Origin of the sequence: Thiothrix sp. UBA5583 (assembly GCA_002425225.1) — a bacterium.
Classification (GTDB): domain Bacteria; phylum Pseudomonadota; class Gammaproteobacteria; order Thiotrichales; family Thiotrichaceae; genus Thiothrix; species Thiothrix moscowensis.
In genome coordinates, this window is sequence record DILV01000039.1 from 19,753 (window position 1) to 35,951 (window position 16,199).

14 protein-coding genes are annotated in these 16,199 nt (G+C 54.1%); 6 read left to right on the forward strand and 8 right to left on the reverse strand.

Annotation, left to right across the window (positions count from 1 at the left end):
- Positions 1–12: 12 nt before the first annotated feature.
- The 6 genes from B2U47_RS16270 to B2U47_RS16295 all read left to right on the forward strand — a co-directional run bounded on the left by B2U47_RS16270 (position 13) and on the right by B2U47_RS16295 (position 7,453).
- A complete protein-coding gene (locus B2U47_RS16270) occupies positions 13–351 on the forward strand; it encodes an STAS domain-containing protein (RefSeq protein ID WP_296680880.1) in 339 nt (112 codons plus the stop codon).
- Between the two features lie 34 nt (positions 352–385).
- Entirely contained in the window at positions 386–1,576 is a 1,191-nt protein-coding gene (locus B2U47_RS16275) for an NDP-sugar synthase (protein ID WP_296680877.1), read from the forward strand.
- Positions 1,576–2,007 (forward strand): ATP-binding protein, encoded by a 432-nt coding sequence (locus B2U47_RS16280; RefSeq protein ID WP_296680875.1) that lies wholly within the window; start codon positions 1,576–1,578, stop codon positions 2,005–2,007. The genes B2U47_RS16275 and B2U47_RS16280 overlap by 1 nt, the downstream gene beginning before the upstream one ends.
- A gap of 1 nt (position 2,008) precedes the next feature.
- Positions 2,009–4,159 carry a glycoside hydrolase family 2 protein gene (locus tag B2U47_RS16285; protein WP_296680872.1) on the forward strand — a complete coding sequence of 717 codons (2,151 nt, stop codon included), beginning with the start codon at positions 2,009–2,011 and terminating at the stop codon, positions 4,157–4,159.
- Between the two features lie 11 nt (positions 4,160–4,170).
- Positions 4,171–6,045 carry a glycosyltransferase family 2 protein gene (locus B2U47_RS16290; RefSeq protein WP_296680871.1) on the forward strand — a complete coding sequence of 625 codons (1,875 nt, stop codon included), beginning with the start codon at positions 4,171–4,173 and terminating at the stop codon, positions 6,043–6,045.
- A 91-nt stretch (positions 6,046–6,136) separates the two neighbouring features.
- Positions 6,137–7,453, forward strand: a complete 1,317-nt coding sequence (locus B2U47_RS16295; RefSeq protein WP_296680868.1) for a DUF3131 domain-containing protein — start codon at positions 6,137–6,139, stop codon at positions 7,451–7,453.
- Positions 7,454–7,625: 172 nt separating this feature from the next.
- On the opposite strand, the gene B2U47_RS16300 is transcribed toward B2U47_RS16295, so the two are convergent.
- Genes B2U47_RS16300 through pilM form a run of 8 tightly spaced genes read right to left on the reverse strand, consistent with a single transcriptional unit; the run spans position 7,626 to position 16,159 of the window.
- Positions 7,626–9,056 carry an SUMF1/EgtB/PvdO family nonheme iron enzyme gene (locus B2U47_RS16300; protein ID WP_296680865.1) on the reverse strand — a complete coding sequence of 477 codons (1,431 nt, stop codon included), beginning with the start codon at positions 9,054–9,056 and terminating at the stop codon, positions 7,626–7,628.
- Positions 9,057–9,062: 6 nt separating this feature from the next.
- On the reverse strand, positions 9,063–10,139 hold the full coding sequence (gene aroB, locus B2U47_RS16305) for a 3-dehydroquinate synthase (RefSeq protein WP_296680863.1): 1,077 nt from the start codon (positions 10,137–10,139) through the stop codon (positions 9,063–9,065).
- Positions 10,120–10,662, reverse strand: coding sequence for a shikimate kinase AroK (aroK, locus tag B2U47_RS16310; protein WP_296680859.1), 543 nt, complete (start codon positions 10,660–10,662; stop codon positions 10,120–10,122). The genes aroB and aroK overlap by 20 nt, the downstream gene beginning before the upstream one ends.
- A gap of 47 nt (positions 10,663–10,709) precedes the next feature.
- Positions 10,710–13,175 carry a type IV pilus secretin PilQ gene (gene pilQ / locus B2U47_RS16315; protein WP_296680856.1) on the reverse strand — a complete coding sequence of 822 codons (2,466 nt, stop codon included), beginning with the start codon at positions 13,173–13,175 and terminating at the stop codon, positions 10,710–10,712.
- Between the two features lie 44 nt (positions 13,176–13,219).
- A complete protein-coding gene (locus B2U47_RS16320) occupies positions 13,220–13,780 on the reverse strand; it encodes a pilus assembly protein PilP (protein WP_296680855.1) in 561 nt (186 codons plus the stop codon).
- Positions 13,777–14,448, reverse strand: a complete 672-nt coding sequence (locus B2U47_RS16325) for a type 4a pilus biogenesis protein PilO (protein WP_296680852.1) — start codon at positions 14,446–14,448, stop codon at positions 13,777–13,779. Before B2U47_RS16325 ends, B2U47_RS16320 begins: the two co-directional genes overlap by 4 nt.
- Complete coding sequence (locus B2U47_RS16330; RefSeq protein WP_296680849.1) at positions 14,445–15,107, reverse strand: PilN domain-containing protein; 663 nt, start codon at positions 15,105–15,107, stop codon at positions 14,445–14,447. The genes B2U47_RS16325 and B2U47_RS16330 overlap by 4 nt, the downstream gene beginning before the upstream one ends.
- Complete coding sequence (pilM, locus tag B2U47_RS16335; RefSeq protein ID WP_296680848.1) at positions 15,107–16,159, reverse strand: type IV pilus assembly protein PilM; 1,053 nt, start codon at positions 16,157–16,159, stop codon at positions 15,107–15,109. Before pilM ends, B2U47_RS16330 begins: the two co-directional genes overlap by 1 nt.
- Positions 16,160–16,199 lie beyond the last annotated feature (40 nt).

Consider the following 16,199-nt stretch of genomic DNA (forward strand, 5'->3'; position numbering starts at 1 on the left):
AGGACAACAACAATGAAACTCTCTATCCGCACTGAAGGCGAATTTACCATCGCAACCATCGAAGAAGCCCGCATGGATGCCGCCGTCGCCCCCGAACTCAAAAATCACATTGCCCAACTGCTGACAGACGGCAAAACCCGCATCGTGCTCGACATCAGCGCTGTCACCTTCATGGACAGTAGCAGCCTTGGAGCATTGGTCAGCCTGCTGAAAATGGTCGGCAACCGGGGCGATCTGGTTATCGCCGGGGCAAAAGGCATTGTCGCTGATCTGTTCAAACTCACCCGCATGGATCGTGTGTTCCGTATGGCGGCTGACGTGGATGCAGCCCTCGGCATGGTTGCCGCCTAATCACCCACACTCTGCTGACTAGGGGAGAAAACTGATGAAAGCGATGATTCTCGCCGCCGGTAAAGGGACGCGGGTGCGCCCCATTACTAACGAAATGCCGAAACCGATGATCCCGATCCTGCGCAAGCCAGTGATGGAATCCATTGTTGAACTATTACGTACTCATGATGTACGCGAGATTGTGGTTAACACCAGCCACCTTGCGCCAGTGATCGAAAACTATTTCCGCGATGGCAACCAGTTGGGTGTGCACATTGCCTACTCCTATGAAGGTTACATGACCGAAGACGGGTTGGAAGGCAAAGCCCTTGGCTCGGCAGGCGGCATGAAGCGCATTCAGGAGTTTTCCGGTTTCTTTGATGAAACCTTCATCGTACTGTGCGGCGATGCGTGGATTGACCTCGACATCAGCGCTGCGTTGCGCTGGCACAAGGAAAAAGGCGGAATTGCCACCATCATCCTGCAAGAAGTACCTCACGAGGAAGTCCACAAGTACGGCGTGGTCAAACTCGACGAACAGCAGCGCATTGTGCAGTTTCAGGAAAAACCCAAGCCGGAAGAAGCGGTTTCCAACACCATCAATACCGGTATTTACATTTTTGAGCCGGATATTTTCCAGTACATCCCCGCCGAGATCGAATACGACATCGGCGGTCAACTGTTCCCCGCGCTGGTCGCAGCCGGTGAGGCGTTCTACGGTTTGCCAATGGATTTCCAGTGGGTCGACATCGGCTCTGTCCCTGATGTGTGGGCAGCAACCCGTATGGCACTGCAAGGCAAGATCAAGGGTTTTCAGATGCCCGGCAAACAGGTAAAACCGGGTATATGGACTGGCATCAATGTGAGTGTCAACTGGGATCGGGTCAAGATTAAACCACCGGTTTACATTGGCAGCAGCACTAAAATCGAAGCGGGTGCGGAAATTACCGGGCCTTGCATGATTGGTGCGAACTGCGTGATCGAATCCGGGGCAGAAATCAGTGAATGCCTGATTAGCGATTACACCCGTATTGGCGGGCTGGCATCGCTGGACAATAAGCTGGTTTTCGGCGGCGACTGCATTTCACCCGATGGTAATGTCCTGAATCTGGGCGAAACCCAAATCCGCTGGCTGGTCGATGACATGCGCCGGGTACTGAATCCTGGCGACATCCATGACATGCTGCTGTTCAGCAACATGCTGACTTTCCAGGAAGTCCAGACACAGGAAAAGGAGGCAGCGTGATGGACATGCAATATCAGGAATACAACATCCGCCTTTCCATCGACAGCCGTTTGGAACAAGTGCGGGTGCTTTCCGGCGCATTGCGTGGCATCGGTCAGGAACTGTCACTGTCCGCAGAACAATTGGGGCAGCTTGAACTGATGATGGTGGAAGCCGTCAACAATGTGATCGAACATGCTTACCAGATGCAGGGCGGCAATGATGTACATGTGCGGGTGGAATACAGTCCGCAGGAAGTGCATTTGGTGATTTCTGACCGTGGTCACACCATGCCGGATGAATTGCACAGCACAACCCGTGATATGCCAGACCCGGAAGGCTTGCCGGAAGGTGGCTGGGGTATGGGACTGATTCACTTGCTGGCAGATTCCATTCGTTACAGTAGTGATGCCAAGGGCAACCACTTGCACGTCAGCAAGCAGTTGGTGTGACATGAACTGGCTATCCCGTGCCTTGCTGCTGGCGGTATTCCTGTTGATGCAGGGATGCAGCGTGTTGCCAACAACACAACCGGATACCGCAAACGTATCGGGTTCACTCAATGGCATGTGGGAATTCCTGCCTTCTGGTAGCGCAGAAATGCCGGTGGACAACGCCCGCTGGCAGCGTATCCGCGTTCCTGGCAACTGGTCGGCGCAGGGTTTCGACCATCACGGCATGGCTTGGTATCGCCTCAAGTTCAATGCTGACGTTGCGCCTGAAACCGTTTCCAGCCTGCACTTCGGTGGGGTCGATTACTTCGCCGATGTATGGCTGAACGGGCAAAAACTTGGCGCACACGAAGGCTATTTCCAAACCTTTTCCTTCGACGTGACCCCGCACCTCAAGGCAGGGCAAAACACCCTGCTGGTGCGGGTTAACAGTCCGTTGGAAAAGCCCGAAGATTTTTCACTGCGCAAACGGCTGATCAAAGGCATTTTTGCGCATCACGATACCCGCCCCGGTGGCGCATGGTCGGCACGTGGGCAGGAAAAGAATACCGGCGGCATTTGGGGTGAGGTGCGTTTGCAGCAGTCAGCGCAAGTGCAATTGCAGCCACAACAAGTGCAGGTGCAAGCCGTCAAGGGTCTGGAGCAATGGCGGGTTAAGGTCGATGTGGATGTGCTGGGCAAGTTGCCAGCAGGTACGCAGTTGCAGTGGTCAGTCGGTGAATGGCAAGGCATAAGCCCAGTTCGTCCCGCACTGATCATCCCCATCGCCAACCCCAACCTTTGGAATCCCAACGGTTATGGCGCCCCCAACCTTTACACCCTCACTGTCAGCGCGGTACACAATGGTAAAGTGCTGGACAGTTTCCAACGACGCATCGCCTTCCGCAAGGTCGAGCGCTCCCCGCAAGGTATCTGGAAGATCAATCACCAGCGCATTCTGCTCAAAGGCACGAATTACATCGCTAACCAGTGGCTTAGTGAGATGAAGACGGAAGATTTCCGCCACGACATCCAGTTGATGCAGGATGCCCACATCAACACCGTGCGCGTCCACGCCCACATTACCGCGCCGGAGTTCTACCGCCTGTGCGATGAAACCGGCTTGATGGTTTGGCAGGATTTCCCGCTGCAATGGGGCTATCAGGATACCGCCGAATTCCATCAGCAAGCCGTTTCTCAAGTCGGTGACATGATCCGCCAGTTCGGGCATCACCCTTCCATTATCCACTGGACATTGCACAATGAACCGCCATGGAATGCGGCCTGGATGAAGTGGAAATACAAGGATTACGACCCGCAGCAAAACAAGCAGTTGGATGACAAGCTCTACCAAACAGCCAAGGCATTGGATAACTCGCGCCCAATTACCGCAATTTCCGCCACCGAAGAACACCCGTGGTTAGGCTGGTATTCCAATCACTGGCTGGATTACGCCAAGCCAACCAAGCTACACACCATTGCCGAATTCGGGGCACAAGCCTTGCCGGATCGCTTCACGCTGGCAAAAATCCTTGGTGAAGAGCCGGAATTGCCCACCAGCAAAGCCGATTGGAAACAGTGGGAATACCACAATTTCCAGCGCAAGGAGACCCTGGAAATTGCCAAAGTGCCGCAAGGCAAAACACTGGAACAGTTCATTACCAATACCCAACAGTATCAGGCGCAACTGACACAACTGGCAGCCGAATCCTACCGACGGCAGGCGTATCAACCCGTCGGCTCGTTATTTCAGTTCATGCTGGTGGAAAACTGGCCTTCCATGAACTGGGCAGTAGTCGATTTTTGGCGCAAGCCAAAACCAGGCTACTACGCCATGCAACGTGCCTACCAGCCGATTCTGCCCAGCCTTGCATGGAACAAGGTGGATTACGTGGCTGGCGAACCCGTCACGGTTGGTGTGTGGGCGTTGAATGACAGCCTTGCGCACCTGCGGAATGCCAAGTATCGGCTCACGCTTTGGCAAGGCAAGCAACAGCGCGATACCCAAAGTTGGTCATTTGCGCTTGCACCCGATAGCCATCGGCATTTGCGTGATTACACAGCGCCGGTGCAACAGCCGGGCAAGTATCGCCTTACAGCCGAGATCACCGATGCACAAGGCAAATTGATCAGCCGTAACGAATACCGCTTTACTATCCAATCACAACAATAAGACGCACTGTTATGGGATTCTATTTCGACAAGTTTGAAGACCGTCAGCCGGAACCACCATTGCCCTATTCAGCAGTGACGGAAAGCATCTGGCAATTCCTCGCGGTCATCGCCATGACCTTGGGAGCGTGGTATCTGTGGTGGCGCTGGACAGAATCGCTTAACCCGGATGCCTTGTGGTACGCCATTCCGCTGCTGGTGGCAGAAACCGCCTCTTACTTCGGGCTGGGTTTGTTTGTGTTCAACCTGTGGAAGGTCAAAGACTACGAACAATTGCCGCCGCCTGCCAAATTCAACGAGGTGGTGCGCCCGGAACATGCCGAAGACCGCCCAATCAAGGTGGATGTGTTTTTCCCCACCTACAACGAGGAAGTGGAACTGGTACGCCTGAGCATCATTGACGCGAAAAAAGTCACCTACCCGTATCCAATTGAGCTGAAAATTTTCGTGCTGGATGACGGCAAACGCCCTGCAATGCGACAGGTTGCTGATGAAGAAGGCGTGGGTTACATCACCCGCACCAACAATATCGGTTTCAAGGCAGGCAACCTGCGCAATGCGATGGAGCAAACCCACGGTGATTTCATTGTGATTTGTGACGCGGATACCCGCCCATTTCCGACTATTCTCGAACACACGCTCGGCTATTTTCGTGACCCGGATGTGGCGTGGGTACAAACCCCGCAATGGTTCTTTGATTTACCCGAAGGCAAACGCCTGCCAGACGTTTGGGGCAAGTATTTGAAAGCACCCGGTCGTTGGCTCGGCAAAGGTGTAGAAGCAATCTTCGGCGAAATACGTGTCGGCGAAGACCCGTTTGTGAATGAGCCGAAAATGTTCTATGACGTGATTCAGCGCCGCCGCAACTGGGCGAATGCGTCGTTCTGTTGCGGGGCAGGCTCAATCCACCGCCGTGAAGCCGTGATGGAAGCCGCCCTCAAATGCTACGCTGACACCATTGAAAAGCAGGTTGGCAAACAATCCCAGCAATTGCAGAAATTGATGGGCGGGCAAGCACTCGACAGCGGTCTGGTGCAGGAAATGCGTCATCAGGTGGCGGGGGAAGAGGAATTTACCCCGTACCGTTTCCACGTTTCCGAAGACATTTACACCTCCATTGTGTTGCATTCGGATGAAGACCGTCACTGGAAATCGGTGCTACACCCGGCGGTGGAATCCAAAATGCTTTCCCCGCAAGACTTGTTGAGCTGGACTGTGCAACGTTTCAAATACGCAGGCGGCACGCTCGATATAGTGGCGAATGACAGCCCCATGACCCGCAAGGGTATGAGCCTGGCGCAACGCCTGATGTACGGGGCAACAGCATGGTCATACCTCGGCGGCATCTGGAATCTGATCTTTTTGGCAGCGCCACTGGTTTACCTGTTTAGCGGCATTGCCCCGGTGAGTGCGTATACCGGCGACTTTTTCCTGCACATTTTACCGTTCCTGATTGCAATGGAGCTGGCATTCATGGTGGGAACGTGGGGAATTGCAGGCTACCGCTCCAAAGCCAGTTACCTGTCATTCTTCCCGGTCAACTTGCGTGCCATCTGGACGGTGTTGAAGGGCGAGCAGATCAAATTCCCGGTGACACCCAAAGACCGGCAGGAAGGCAATTTTTTCCATCTGGTACTGCCACAGTTTGCGGTGATTGTGCTGACGTTGCTGGGGCTGGTGTATGCCACGGTGCAGTATTTCGTGCTTGGCAACAACGACTACTCACTGGGCGGGATTCTGGTCAATGTATTCTGGGGGTTGAACAATATTATCGCGTTGAGTGGGATTGTGCTGGCAGCGTTCTGGCAGCCGGAGGAAGAAACCCCTCACCCCCTAGCCCCCTCTCCCTCAAGGGGCGAGGGGGAACAAGAGATATTTGCGTCTTGATCTTCGCCCCTCTCCCCTTGAGGGACGACCCCGCAGGGGGCTGGGTGTGGGGTTGGGGTGAGGGGTAACATAACAATAATGAGGTTATTGCATGAGTTTCAAACAGAATCTGGTTCGCGCCCGCAGCCATATCATTTTTCTGACCGGGCTGGTCACGGCTTTCGGCTTGGTCGGCTGGCTGGAAGGTATCAGTATGGGTAGTGCCAACACGCCCGAAGCGGTCATTGAAACCAGTTCCGATGTCAAGATTGCCCCAACCCGCCCACTGACAGCGCAAGAAATGGAATGGGCAAAAACGGCTTGGAAATATTTTCAGAACAACACCGTGACTGAAACCGGGCTGGTCAATTCTGCCGACAAGTACCCCGCCTCCACGTTATGGGATACCTCATCTTACCTGATGGCGGTGATTGCAGCACAGCGGCTCGGGATCATTGACCAAACCGAATTCGATGCACGCATTTTCAAGGCACTGGATTCGCTGGCAAAACTGCCCTTGTTTGAAGGCAAGCTGCCCAACAAATCCTACAACACCATTTCACTGCAAATGGTGGATTACAATAACCAACCCAGTGAACAGGGTATTGGCTGGTCAGCCATCGACATTGGGCGGGTGCTCGTGCCATTCAACATACTGGCGTGGAATTACCCGCAACACACGCAATCGGTCAAGCAAGTGCTGGCAAGCTGGGATACCAACCCGATGCTGCTGGCTGGCACGATGCACGGTGCAGCGGTCGACAGCAAAGGCAAAACAGCCTACCCGCAGGAAGGGCGTTTGGGGTATGAGGAATACGCCGCCAAATCCTTTAACCTGATGGGGGCAGATGTCTCCAGCGCCTTGCGTTACACCGATTTCCTCAAGTTTGTGGACATTGAAGGTATTCAGGTAGCCACCGACAGCCGTGACCCGCTGCAATACGGCGCACACAACTACGTGGTCAGTGAACCGTATATCCTTGATGGTATCGAGTTCGGCTGGGATCACTTGTCACAGGAACTGGCATGGCGCGTCTATAAAGCGCAGGAAAAACGGTTTGCCAGCACTGGCATCCTCACTGCCGTTTCGGAAGACAATATCGACCAGCCGCCACACTTCGTTTACAACACGGTATTCACCAGCGGCAAGGCTTGGAACGCGATTACCGAAAAAGGCGAAGATGCCAGCCAGTTCAAAACCTTGAGCAGCAAGGCTGTCATTGGCTGGCACATGCTGTACGAAACCGACTATACCCAGAAACTGATGGAAAAGGCGGCGAGCCTAGCTGATCCGCAGCGTGGTTGGTATTCCGGTTTGTACGAAGTGACCGGGCTACCCAACAAGATCCTGACAGCCAATACCAATGGCATCATTCTAGAAGCGCTGGCGTACAAGCAGACCGGACAATTGATGAAACTGGGGCGGTAGTAGCGTTTATCAACATCCCATAACAGGGATCACTATCAGACAACAGACATTCGGCTACTCCCCTGACAAGGGGAAGCTGGGAGGGATGTCTTCGTCGCGCGTGCTAGCGTTCGCCCGCTCACGCCTGCTGGCTGCTCCACTACCCGCGCCACCGCCTCCGGCGGCCTTGAGCTTATTGACCTTGGGCAACACGGAACCCCACATTGTAGTGCCGGAGGTCTGGCGTGCGGTCGTTGCGGAGAGCAGAACGCACGTACCTCGGTTCGTTGACCCACGAGCCACCGCGCAACACGCGGCTAGAGCCTGAACTTGCACCCTTCGGGTCTTGCTGCTGCTCCGCAGCATATTCGCCTTTCCAATCGCTGACCCACTCCCATGCATTACCGTGCATGTCATACAAACCAAACGGATTAGGGGAAAAGCTGCCTACTGGAGAAGTATAGTCAAACTTCTCCCCACACAAGTCACCTGAACAATTTGCATTATTTTTGCCAATGCTTTGCCCCCAAGGATACGCATTTTCTTTACCACCACGTGCTGCATATTCCCATTCTGCTTCTGTCGGCAAGCGGTAAAGTTTGCTGGTTTCCTTACCCAACCAAACTACATAGGCTTGGGCATCATCCCAACTGACGCAAGCTACCGGGTGATCATCCGTTTGCGGGAAACCCAATTTGCGCCATGAGTTGCCTTTAACATCACCCCATTTCCCATCAGCATCAAGCGACCAGCATGAACCCTTTTCTTCTGCTGTGGTTTTGTAACGGGTAGCCTCTACAAAAGCGCGGAACTGCCCTACCGTCACCTCGGTTTTTGCCAGTTTGAAAGCACTGAGAGTGACTTTGTGAGCGGGTTTTTCATCACTGTCACAACCACCCTCCACGTCATCACGCCCTTCCTTGCAGCCCATCGTGAAACTGCCTGCGGGGATATTCACCATCTCTGGCTCGAACGGCTGACGCTCCGGTTTGACTGGTGGGGGAGTTGGCGGGGTTGATGGCACTGGGACAACAGGGGTTGTAGCAGCAGGTTGGGTGACTGTTTGCGCAGGAACAGGAGGCTTGGGAACTTCAGGCTGCTGCATGTAAAACACTGCACCTGCCATTGCCACCACCCCAACCCCAATCCCGAGAAACTGCCCTGTTTTCCCTGAACCTGGCCGTGAACGTGACAACAGCGTTGCAGGTTGTGGTTCTGGTGGCGGTGATGAATCTGCCAGCAAAGCATAAATCCGTGCTGCCAGCTCGATAAAAACCGGGTGATCCGGCTTGTCATTCCAGTGGGTGAAATCCCCGGCCTGCCGCAAGGAAAACCCGAAAGGTGGCTCCACATCATCAATCCTGACCGGCAGCAACACACCCCGCCGTTTGGCTTTATGCGCTTCTTCCAGCACCCATTCGGACTGCACGGAATACCGCGACCATGCCACTACCACACAGCGGCTGTTGTTGATCGCCTCCTCAATCTTGCGATGCCAGTTTTCCCCGGTATGGATGGTCTGGTGATCCCAGAATACTGACCAGCCCTGCCGCTCAAACGCCCTCACCAACGGTGTGAGCCGCTCGCGATCTTTGCTGGAATAACTGAAGAAAATGTCATACATAAAGTTTTACATTTCCCGCCGCAACACCCGCTTGAGTGCCTCTGCATCAAAATCGGCAGTGACGATGGATTCGCCCAGCGATTTCATCAGCACCAGCCGCAACGTGCCATCCAGCACTTTCTTGTCGACCGACATGTAGCGCATGAAAGCCTCACCTGACAATTGCGCAGGCGGATCAACCGGCAAGCGGGCGCGTTGCAGGATATGACGCACATACGCCACCTCGTCAGCACCCAACCAGCCCATTTGTTGGGAGAGTTCCGCCGCCATCACCATACCGGTGGCGACGGCTTCGCCGTGCAGCCATTGCCCGTAGCCCATGCCCGCTTCAATCGCGTGCCCGAAGGTATGCCCCAGGTTCAGCAAGGCGCGTTGCCCGGATTCGCGCTCATCCGCCGCCACCACTTCCGCCTTGTGTTCGCAGGAACGGTAAATGGCATAAGTCAGGGCTTCGGGGTCGCGTGCCAGCAGCTTGTCCATGTTGGCATCCAGCCATTGCAGGAAAGCAGGGTCGCGGATCAGGCCGTATTTCACCACTTCCGCAATCCCGGCGCTGAGTTCACGGTCTGCCAGTGTGTTGAGCGTGTCGGTGTCGATCAGCACGCATTGGGGTTGGTGAAAAGCACCGATCATGTTCTTGCCAAGCGGATGGTTGACGCCGGTCTTGCCCCCCACCGAAGAATCGACCATCGCCAGCAAGGTGGTCGGAATCTGGATGAAATTGACCCCACGCTGGTAACTGGCAGCCGCATAACCGGTCATATCACCCACCACCCCGCCACCCAACGCAATCAGGGTGGTTTTGCGGTCAGCCCGGTTTTCCAGCAAGTGGGTGTAAATCTGGTTGAGGACATCCAGATTCTTGTATGCCTCGCCATCGGGCAGGATCACCGCTGACTGTTTCAAACCATCCAGCAGGGCTTCGGTCGCTTGCAGGTACAGCGGAGCAACTGTGGTATTGGAAACAACCACGGCACTTTTACCCTTGATGTAAGGTTTGACCAGTTCAGCCTGTTGCAGCAAACCCTGACCGATGTAAATGGGGTAACTACGGTCGCCGAGGTCAAGATGGAGCGTTTGCATGGGAGCTTTCCTGTAATTGTTTCAGTTTGTTTTCAATCTCGCGCAGGATGAGATTGACTTTCTGTTTGCCGGTGGGGATAACCATGTCAGCCACTTCCAGATACAGTGGCTCACGCACCTTGAGCAGGTCGCGCAGGGTTTGCAGGGGGTTGGCAGTTTGCATCAGCGGGCGGTTTTTGTCTTGCCTGATACGCTGGAAAAGTTGCTCGGCACTGGCACGCAAATAGATGACGTAGCCGCTAGCCTTGAGATGCTGGCGGTTGCTTTCCCGCAGGATACTGCCACCACCGGTTGCCAGCAGAATACCGGACATGACAGCCAGATCAGCAATGACTTGTGCTTCCCGGTCCCGGAAACCAGCCTCGCCTTCCACCTCGAAAATATGCGGAATGCTGACGCCGGTACGCTCCTCAATCACCTTGTCAGAGTCGTAGAAGGTCAGGTTCATCCGGCGGGCGAGTTGTCGGCCTATGGTGGATTTTCCCGCGCCCATCAAACCCACCAGAATGATGTTGTTTCGCATCCGGGATTTATGCCAGCACCGGGCGCGGGAATCAAGCAGCTTGTTGCTTAAGACTTGCCGTCCACAATTTTCGGGGTGACGAAGATCAGCAACTCGCGCTTGTCATTGGTATTTTTGTCAGTGCGGAACAGTTTGCCCAGCACCGGCACATCACCCAATACCGGAACCTTGGTCGAACTATTGACCGTGGATTCCTCATGCACCCCCCCCAATACCACCGTCTGCCCGTTTTCAACCAGTACCTTGGTCTGGACTTCACGGGTATTGATGCTGGGTACGCCGCTGTAAATGCTGCCAACCGTATCCTGATTGACCTTCAGATCCATAGAAATGTGCTCATCCGGCGTGATCTGCGGGGTCACTTCCAGACTCAAGACCGCTTTCTTGAACGCCACGTTGGTTGCACCACTGGAAGATGCCTGCAAATACGGGATTTCCACACCCTGCTCAATCAGTGCCTTGTTCTGGTTGGAGGTAATAACCCGTGGAGTGGAAATGATTTCACCCTTGTTTTCAGCTTGCAGGGCAGACAGTTCCAGATCCACCATGAAATCCTTGGTCAGCACTGAAAAGCCGAAAGCCCCCGAAGCGCCGGTGACTGGCAGGTTGACGCTCAGGCGGTCAGTCAGGCCAGGCAATTTGGTGAGCGTTTTTCCGGTAGGGTCAACCGAGGCAGCCGCGATACTGTTGAAATAGTCAGTTGTGCCAGTTCCCAGATGCCCCGTGCCAATCCCGACGCTATTGGCATTAGCCCAGGCGGGGGTTATCCCGAAGCGAGCGCCCAGTTCCTTGCCGAAACCATCGGTGGCACTGACAATACGTGATTCGATCAAGACCTGCTCAACTGGTACATCCAGCGCCTTGACCAGTTCGCGGATGGATTTGATCTGGCTGACAGTTTCCTGCACCAGCAAGGTATTGGTACGCTCGTCAACTGACACCTTGCCGCGAGGTGACAACAGCGACTGTTTGTCTTCGCCTTTGGATTTTTCAATCAGCGCCACCAGATCGGCAGCCTTGGCGAAGTTGACAGCAATATACTCAGTCACCAGCGGCTCAAGCTGCTGCTTGGACATCATAGCTTCCAGCTCTTGCTTTTCCTTGGCAGCTAGTTCGCTAGCCGGTGCAACCCAGATGACATTGCCATTTTCCCGCATCGCCAGATTTTTGGATTCCAGCACAATATCCAGCGCCTGATCCCACGGTACGTCTTTCAGGCGCACGGTGATATTGCCTTGCACGGTGTCGCTGACCACGATGTTTTTATCGGTGAAATCTGCCAGAAGTTGCAACACGGCACGTACTTCGATGTCCTGGAAATTGAGGGACAGCTTTTCCCCGGAGAATGCCTTAGGCTTTTTGGCGGCTGCCAGCTTTTCCTCAGCGGACATTTTCTGCTTGTCGATGTAAACCGTGTATTCCGTGCCACTGCGCTTGACCCGGTGGGTAAAGGCTTCGTGTGCGGCAATGCGGATACGGGTATTCATGCCCTGTTGAGAGACATCCAGCCCACTGACAGGCGTACCGAAGTCTGCCACATCCATGTTTTTCTGGAGCTGGGAAGACAAGTCCACGTCCTGCAAGGAGAGCGTCAGGGAATTGCCGCGTGCCTCATCCTTCACTTCCACATTGGCGGATGGCAATGTCAGGATGATTTTCGCTCCACCATCCGGTTCACGGCGAAAATCGAGGTTTTGCAATACAGGTGCGCTATTGGCTTTGGCTGACGGAGCAGGCGGTGCTGAAGCAAGCACTGCCGGTTCTGCTGCTACGGGAACAACCGGTGTTGCAGGATCTGGCGGCGGAACTGTCACAGGATGAGTCAGTGGCTGAGTCATGGGCTGAGACTTTTCACCTGCCGGAGGTGCATACCAGGCATAACTGCTATCCAGTGGTTTGAGTGGGGCTGGCGCAGGCAACTCAGGTAGTACCGGTTCTGCCTGTTTGACCTGTTTGGCTTCAGCAGGCGGTGCAACGAAAACGGGAGGTGTTTTGACTTGTTCCGGTACTTTTTTCTCTGCCCCCGCCTTGGTGTCGGTACTTTTGCTGGCGGATTCCTTCGGCATATCAGCTTTGGCAGCCCCGGAACGTACTGGAGCCGTGCCCGCACAACCGCCAGCACAATCCGTGTCAAAGACCATGACAACCTCGTTGCCCTGTAATTCGACCGAGTGGTTAACCAGCTCTTTCATGCGCACAATAACCCTGGCCTTACCCTTGTTATCGGCAGCTTCAATGGATTGCACCTGTCCAAGATTGACCGTCTGCTGACGGCTGTCCGGGTTGATTTCGGTGGCTGGAAAGTCAAACACCAGACGCGGCGGATTTTCCAGGGCAAACCCTTTGGGCAATGTTACCGGGGAATTGAATTTCAACCTGACTTCGGTCTTGTTCTGGCTGCCAGCCTGGGCTGTCATGCCCTGTAGTTGATGGTTTGCCGCCAGTACATGGCTCACCGCCATGACAGACGACATCAATACCACCAGAGCAGCCGTTTGCTTTATTGTTTTCATTCTGTGCCAGTCCTTCAATCAATACCTTGCAGGAGCCATTATTGTTATTTTTTTGCCGACAAGTCGTCGGACAGGGCTATCGTGTTTTCTTGTTCCTTATAGCCACCGAAACCGTTTTCCACCAGTTCCAACAGGGCTACCTTGGTTTCCTCGACCTTGGTCACTTTGCCATGATTCTTGCCCATGTAATTGCCTACCTTGACCCGGTGAACCGCTCCATCAGGAATGCGGATCAACGCCCACAAATCCTTACCCTGGTAGACGGTTCCCACCATGCGCAAACCATCCAGCGGAAAACCTTCAAGGAATTCTGGAACCCGGTTGGGGTCGGGAGAAACACCACCATCTGCACCGGGCGCTACATCCGGTTTCAGGATGTCAGCATCAAACGGATCAATGTCATGCCCCGGATAAATGAAGCGTACATAGGGTTTTATTTCCGGGATGGGTTCAATTTGTGCCGGGGGTCTGGCCTTGACCGATGCCATGTACTGATCCAGATCAGTACTGTCCTGGGTGCAACCTGCCAGTGATGCTAGCAACACCAAACCGGCTGATAACTTAATTCCGCCTGCCGTCTGGCGGGAATGGTGCTGTTTCATCATCCCGCTTTCCCCCCTGCTGCTGACTTGTTGCCATCTGCTGCCTTTTTGGCGGGCGCATCCTTGTCGGTTGAACCGGCTTCTGCATCCTTGTCGGATTCATCCAGATAGCGGTAAGTCTTAACCGATGCTTCCATACGCAAGCGCTTGCTGTCTTTTTCCGGTGTCAGGTCGATATTATGAATGGTCACGATGCGCGGCAAACCGGAAATATCGCTGACGAAACTGGCGAGTTCATGATAAGAGCCTTTGGCAATGATCTTGATTGGTTTTTCCGCATAGAAATCCATCAGAATTTCACCGCCCGGTTCAAACAGTTCCAGCTCCAGCCCGTTGGATAAGCCTTTTTCGGAAATATCCAGAATCAGACCAGGAATCTCGGTATCACTCGGCAACTGACGCATCAGCACCCCGAAGGAACGCTGCATTTCCTCCAGTTGCGTCTGATACTGAGGCAACTGGCTGGCGCGTTTCTGGCGGGTTTCAAAAGTCTGGCGCAGTTCCTGCTCCTTACGTTCTGCGGTTTCCACTTCTGCCATCGCATCCACAATCACCAGCTTGTAGCCCAAAAACAGGATAACCCCCATGACACAAGCCAATGCAACACCCTTGACCGACCAAGGCACATTACCAGGGTCATCCGCCAGACTGTTGATGTCATTCATGTTCATGAGCCACCCCCAGACTTTTCAGCCGCTTTTACGCCCTGAGCAGCGGTTCCCTGCGCTTTGGGCGTAGCATCAACCTTGCCTGCATCCTTTCCCTCGTCATCGCCACCCTGCTTGAGCAACTGGGTAACATCCAGCTTGAATTCGCGCAGTACCATCGCCCCATCGCCCCCCTTGCTGTCATTGGCAATAACATTGAGGTTGGAAGAATTCAGCCAGGAAGAAGCATCCAGCCGATTCATGTAACTGGAAACCCGCGCATAGGATTCTGCCTTGCCTTCCAGCCTGACCACGGTCGCTTCCTGTTTCAGGTGTTGCAGGTACATGCCCTTGGGCAGCGCATTGACCATTTCATCAAACAGATGGACAATCGCCGGACGGGTGCTTTGCAGATTGTCGATAACCTTCATGCGATCCAGCAATGCCTGCCGGGTAGCATCCAGTTGCTCGATTTCCTTGATCTGCCTGTCCAGCTCGGCAATTTCCCGTTCCAGTTTCTGATTACGGCCTTGCTGGTATTCCAGCACGGACTGCATGTAAAAATTCCCCAGCAACACCAGCCCTGCCGCAGCTAGCATTGCGGCTCCCAGCAGGGTGAAAAACTGCTTCTTTTTTTCCTCGCGCTCCCGTTCGCGCCAAGGTAGCAGGTTAAGGCCAGCCATTATTCCAGTCCCCGCAATGACAGACCTGCCGCAATCAGTAATGCCTGCATGTCATTAGTGAAGCGTACCGGGCTGACTTTGGTTCCCAGCGCCACTCGTGTAAACGGGTTCACTACCCGTACCGGAATGCCAATACCGGACTGGATTTGTTCATCAATGCCGGGAATACGAGCGCAACCGCCACAAATCAGGATTTGCGCCACACTGTCTTTCTGGCTGGAGGCATAGTAGAACTGAAGAAAACGGTGCAACTGGCGCACCATGCTGCCCTTGAATGGTTCCAGCACTTCGGAGACGTAATTCTCAGGCAGGTTGCCCTCTTTTTTCGCCAGCCCGGCTTCCTGCCAGGACAAACCATAGCGATGCATGATTTCTTCGGTCAGTTGGCGTCCACCAAATGCCTGTTCGCGCGAAAATGTCAGCCTGCCGCGTTCAAACACACTGATGCCGGTCATGGTCGCACCAAAATCGACCACTGCCACGGAATCGTGCTGCTCCAGATCATTGGTCAGGTGACGCAGCACCTTTTCCAAGGCATGGGTTTCAGTATCAACAATATCCACTGTCAAACCCGCCATCTCTGCCGCTGCCACCCGCACCTCGACGTTTTCCGAACGGGTTGCTGCCAGCAATACATCAACCGTTTCCGGTGAATTGGCAGAAGGCCCCAGAATTTCAAAGTCATAGTTGACCTCATTCATGGGGTAAGGGATGTGTTGCTCAGCTTCCATTGCCATTTGTGCTTCCATTTCCGTGCGCGGAATGGATGCTGGCATCGGGATGATTTTGCTGATAGCCATCGAAGTAGGCACTGCCAACGCGCAGTGTTTCAGTTTGGCACGACTATCCCGCAATGCCTTGCGGATAGCTTCACCGACAGGTTCCGGCTCGACAATATCCTTTTCATTGGAAACGCCCTCCGGCAGGGGGGCAACTGCGTAACTCTCAATCCGGTAATCACGTCCCTTGCGGGTCATCTCCACCAGTTTCACTGCGGAAGAACTGATGTCCAGACCAAGTAACGATTCTTTGCGTGAGTAAAATGAAAACACAGGGTATTCCAGAAGTTATTGTTATTATTACTAACCACGA

Bases quoted from the DNA above. Each gene is read 5' to 3' on its own strand.
- pilQ (WP_296680856.1), bottom strand. From the start codon at position 13,175: ATGAAAACAATAAAGCAAACGGCTGCTCTGGTGGTATTGATGTCGTCT.
- B2U47_RS16325 (WP_296680852.1), bottom strand. From the start codon at position 14,448: ATGAACATGAATGACATCAACAGTCTGGCGGATGACCCTGGTAATGTG.
- B2U47_RS16285 (WP_296680872.1), top strand. From the start codon at position 2,009: ATGAACTGGCTATCCCGTGCCTTGCTGCTGGCGGTATTCCTGTTGATG.
- B2U47_RS16300 (WP_296680865.1), bottom strand. From the start codon at position 9,056: ATGTATGACATTTTCTTCAGTTATTCCAGCAAAGATCGCGAGCGGCTC.
- B2U47_RS16275 (WP_296680877.1), top strand. From the start codon at position 386: ATGAAAGCGATGATTCTCGCCGCCGGTAAAGGGACGCGGGTGCGCCCC.
- B2U47_RS16280 (WP_296680875.1), top strand. From the start codon at position 1,576: ATGGACATGCAATATCAGGAATACAACATCCGCCTTTCCATCGACAGC.
- B2U47_RS16320 (WP_296680855.1), bottom strand. From the start codon at position 13,780: ATGATGAAACAGCACCATTCCCGCCAGACGGCAGGCGGAATTAAGTTA.
- B2U47_RS16295 (WP_296680868.1), top strand. From the start codon at position 6,137: ATGAGTTTCAAACAGAATCTGGTTCGCGCCCGCAGCCATATCATTTTT.
- B2U47_RS16290 (WP_296680871.1), top strand. From the start codon at position 4,171: ATGGGATTCTATTTCGACAAGTTTGAAGACCGTCAGCCGGAACCACCA.
- B2U47_RS16330 (WP_296680849.1), bottom strand. From the start codon at position 15,107: ATGGCTGGCCTTAACCTGCTACCTTGGCGCGAACGGGAGCGCGAGGAA.
- aroK (WP_296680859.1), bottom strand. From the start codon at position 10,662: ATGCGAAACAACATCATTCTGGTGGGTTTGATGGGCGCGGGAAAATCC.
- B2U47_RS16270 (WP_296680880.1), top strand. From the start codon at position 13: ATGAAACTCTCTATCCGCACTGAAGGCGAATTTACCATCGCAACCATC.
- aroB (WP_296680863.1), bottom strand. From the start codon at position 10,139: ATGCAAACGCTCCATCTTGACCTCGGCGACCGTAGTTACCCCATTTAC.